The 4269-nt window shown below is 42.5% G+C and carries 3 protein-coding genes; all 3 read right to left on the bottom strand.

Annotated features, from left to right (window positions below):
- Positions 1-71: 71 nt before the first annotated feature.
- Positions 72-1322, bottom strand: a complete 1251-nt coding sequence (locus QUA04_RS28855; RefSeq protein ID WP_333263993.1) for an alpha/beta hydrolase — start codon at positions 1320-1322, stop codon at positions 72-74.
- Positions 1323-1473: 151 nt separating this feature from the next.
- Positions 1474-2319, bottom strand: coding sequence for a GIY-YIG nuclease family protein (locus tag QUA04_RS28850; RefSeq protein ID WP_333263991.1), 846 nt, complete (start codon positions 2317-2319; stop codon positions 1474-1476).
- A gap of 199 nt (positions 2320-2518) precedes the next feature.
- Positions 2519-3811, bottom strand: a complete 1293-nt coding sequence (locus QUA04_RS28845) for an AAA family ATPase (protein WP_333263988.1) — start codon at positions 3809-3811, stop codon at positions 2519-2521.
- Positions 3812-4269: the final 458 nt, after the last annotated feature.

Genomic DNA, 4269 nt, shown 5'->3' with positions numbered 1-4269 from the left:
AACCTTTTAAGTGGACATATAAGGGTAAAGTCTTGGCTGTCTAATAGTCTGTGTATTTACGCCGAGGTGTACTAGTTAACTCGTTGGTAATCCGAAGACTTCAGAGAATGAGCCAAAAAGCGTTCTGTGTAGTACAAAGCAAGTTGATTGCTCGGGCCATTAAAAACTGCATCAAAGGCGTGTTCAGCCCAAGGAATTTCGAGCAAAATAGCCCGATCGCCCGTGGCTCGCAATCGTTGGTAGAGCGATCGACCAAACTTAACCTGAACGATATGGTCGCGACCTGCATAAACCAGTAGAGAAGGGGGAAGATTCGGTTTAATATAATTTATGGGAGAAGCCCGACGGTAAAGCTCGTTGAGTTCGTCTGGGGTTCCTCCCAGAAAGGCACGCAAGACGGCTCGAACATTTATGGCATCAGGAAAAGGTGGGTCATTGTATCCCCGAATCAGGTCATTTGGCCCGTAATAGTTCACCACTGCTCGAACTGGAAGCACACTAGAATCATAAGCAGTTAGCATTGCTAAATGGGCACCTGCAGACCTTCCCATCAGAGCAATTCGATCGAGATCGATTTCCCAATCACCAGCATGAGTTTTGATATAGGAAAGAGCGGCTTGTACGTCGTCAAGCTGAGCAGGAAATCGATACTTGGGAGCGTGGCGGTAAGCAATTGCAACCACACAATAGCCTTGAGCGGCCATATAGCGGCTGAATTCCTCATTGGAATCGGCATTGCCTCTCTGCCAAGCTCCCCCGTAGAGTGTGATAATCGCCGGATATTTGCCAATTTGCATCGGCCGATAAAGGTTTAGTTGCAGTGAAACTCCGTCAGGGTTGGCAAATCCAATAGCCCGATCGATCCTAACCTCTCTGAGGGGAATTCCTCGGAACGCATCTGCGAGGATAAACGGTTGAGGGCGTAGCTGCGCGTGATCGGCTTGAGGAACGGCTGCTAAATAGTTTTCCCCTAGAACAGCTTGCATTTGGGTAGCTACCGCTGCATTGGCTGCGGGGAACTGAATCAGGGGTAGCAGGCTCAGGATTAGGGCAAACAGGTTACAAATCAGTAAAATAATGTAGACTTTGCCTTGATTCCGTCTGAGCAGGTTCAGCAGAAGGGCGATCGTATTGATACCGACCAACCAAGGACTAATTTCTGGTGCTCCCACCGCCAAAGGGTACAGGAACATCGTGGGTGCTGGTACGATGACCCAGAGACTGAGAAATAGCGCGATCGCACTCAGGAACCAAGAAATAAATGGCGAGACTAAGAATGCTGCTAATAAAGGTAACTTTTTGCGGTTCTTCTTGCGGAACATCGGATTTTCGCAGCCTAATTTTTAATCAGTTTAAATTAATCTGGTGGTTTTTATTGGTGAGGCGATCGCCTCTGGCATCTTACCAAACCAGCAGCTTCCTTGACTCCGACATCCTGCGTCGATCGAAAATGCTTTGCATCGTTGGGTGGCTTTACAAGTTAACCCAAAGCAGGGGAACTGGATCGCTTCTGAAACAACATAATCCAGAGAATTCATAATTACTATTTTTTTGGACCTCCGCAAACACATCTTCTGTGATTGCACGAAAATTTACTCCCGCTAGTTTGGTCACTTGAGTTTTTTCTTTATAGTTCCGATAAAAATCTGTAGGGGTGATATGAATGACAACACCATTACACGCAAATTCCCAGTGGTTGTTGTATGACCGATGTTGCCGGGCCATTGTTCGCTGCGCTCTGCTACCTGGACGAAAAGTTTCTCCCGCGAATAAATTGAAGTTACTATATCTATGACGCTTAAATTTTATGCTTGTATTTGTGTTTTGGTTTTGTTTGATGTAGTCTTTGATCTTAGCTGCTGTTCCCTGAGAAGACAAATTTTGCCAATCATATTTGAGATGGACTTTGAGGAGCGTGTCAGGAGCTTTAGGTTCCATACCGAAAATAATTAGCCGTCTTGAAAAGTTTTTTAGAAAATCTCTTAACACAATTTCTGATGGGATGACAGCAGGTGTTTCAACTTCTGTATTGTTCAGCAAAGGCTGGAATCTTTTAATTAAGCCTTTTTCTGCTTCACCCAAGTTTTCTTCATTCCATGCTTGCCAAGCCAGTCTAACAGGAAACTCTTGGTCAATTTCTTCTAACTTATGGATGCGGTGATGATTTCTCCATCTTGCCACCAAATTCTTAGCTTTCCCTATATAAAGAACTCTATTATTTGCATCTATCGCAAAATATATAGCTGCACATTCAGGTAACTGCTTGCGTTCAGATAAAGGAATTGAGGGTAACTGCAAAGGATTAAGCATACTGGACATTTGATGATTCTTAGCTAATCACGAATTATAAATTAATAATAAACTATTGCCAATAATTTTTGTGTCGAGTGCTACTCGTTTTCCTTTGTAAAGATGGATATTAAATGTGTGTTGTTCGGTGCTAATAATCTTTGGTATAAGAATTTCAAGAGCAGTTTTTCCAGAAATATCCTCGACAAGTATCTCAAAGTGCATTTATTCACCTTTTATCTAGATAATCGCTGTACCAAAGTCCGCCAAGGGGCAATCCTTCAGAAACAAGGTTATTAATGAGAGAATCTTCGCTAGCTCGTCTGATGGTAGAAAAACCATCCTCGCCCTTTTCCAGTACCCAAACCTCTTCAGGTTCAAGAGCATCTACAAAATAGGGTTGATGTGTTGTAACAAATACTTGCGATCTACTTCTTCGAGCTTTAGCGTGTTCTCGAAATTCTCGGGCTAGAGTTTCTAAAAGCTTATGGTAAACTCCGTTTTCTGGTTCTTCAATGCACAAAAATGGCGGTGGTGAGGGGTCTTCTAAAAGAAGGAGGTAGGCAAATACCTTCAGTGTTCCGTCTGACATTTGTTGAGCATAAAACGGTTCTTGAAAACCTCGATCGTTGAACTGCAGCAGAAGTCTACCGTCTGGACTTTTGGCGGTGCTAATCTTTTCCACCCCTGGAATCTTACTAGAGATTTTTTGCAAAATTGATTGGAATTTCTTAGGATGCTCTCTCTCCATAAATTGAACCACATTTCCTAGATTATCTCCATGAATATTCAAACGTTTTTGTGGCCCAGCCAGAGGTAAGCTACGGGCAGCGTCTGGTGTGAAATAGCTGAGATACCATCCTTCGATAAATCTACGAAATGCGGCAATTCTTGGGTGTTGTTTGAGCGCTCCCAAAGTAGCAATTCCCAATTTTCGCTTGTCGTCAAGTTCAACTATTTCCTTTTCTTTACTTTCTTCTGATGTCTCACCTATCTGGATGTTTTCTATTAAATTAGTTACATCAAATTCTCCTCGTTCTTCATCAAGTAGCTGGCCTTCTTCTTCACCTTTCCATGCTAAACCCTTACCTTCATTTAGAATCAAAAAAGAATAAGGTTGTCCTTTTTTTTCGTTTTTTGTCCGTTGTCTAAGTCTTTCTTTTTTTACATATGGTCTGTCAGAAGAGTCAAGGTCTATTGCCAAATCATAGGTGATTGGTCGAGCTTTACTATCCTCTTTATAGTAAATCTGAAACTCAACACTTCCCTTTTGTCCTTGCGAGCGAATTCTCTCGAAACCTCCCCGTCCACGGGCATCACAGGCTTCTTCGACTCCCCCTTTTAAGCAGTCTGCAAGAAAGCCAAAAGTGTCGAAAAGCGTGCTTTTCCCAACACCATTTTTACCGATAACGGCTGTCATTGGCGTTAGTTCCTCGGCATTTTGCGTATTCCACAACTTGCCCATAGTAATATCACGCAGCGAGCGGTAATTTATTACCCTAAATCCTTCTATTTTTGCCACTTAAGTTCCTCTGCTCCCTTAGGAATGTTATAAGTTACTCTAACCATATAACAATTATAAATGAGTCGTAAATTTTTTACCCCACCCCAACCCTCCCCTTAGTAAGGGGAGGGAGTAAGAAATTCACAAATGATTTAGGATGGCTATATAACAATTCAGTAACTCTAACATTATACTTGATTTTACTTATTGGCTAGCATCTGCCCAAGCGCATTGAGGCACTTTCCAAATTGCCAGCACTATCAAAACACTGCAAACTAGCTGCATGAATCGATATCTGCTTGTTTGTTTTTGTTTGGTCATGTACGTTATGGAAGATTTTGTAAAAGTCAGCGTAACATTTCTCTAGCCCTACCCAATTTAAAACGATGCCAGCACTACCAGGGTAAGCGCATCTCAAACGCTATTGACAAGGGAATTTAGAGGCATCATCATGTTGGGTGGGATAAACAAGCAGC

Source organism: Microcoleus sp. S13_C5 (assembly GCF_036700845.1).
Lineage (GTDB): Bacteria > Cyanobacteriota > Cyanobacteriia > Cyanobacteriales > Microcoleaceae > Microcoleus.
Note: the sequence above shows the minus strand (reverse complement) of the source record. Positions and strands in the feature narration are given on the sequence as shown.

Coding starts and splice junctions, on each gene's coding strand:
- QUA04_RS28855 (WP_333263993.1), bottom strand. CDS start 1,322: ATGTTCCGCAAGAAGAACCGCAAAAAGTTACCTTTATTAGCAGCATTC.
- QUA04_RS28850 (WP_333263991.1), bottom strand. CDS start 2,319: ATGTCCAGTATGCTTAATCCTTTGCAGTTACCCTCAATTCCTTTATCT.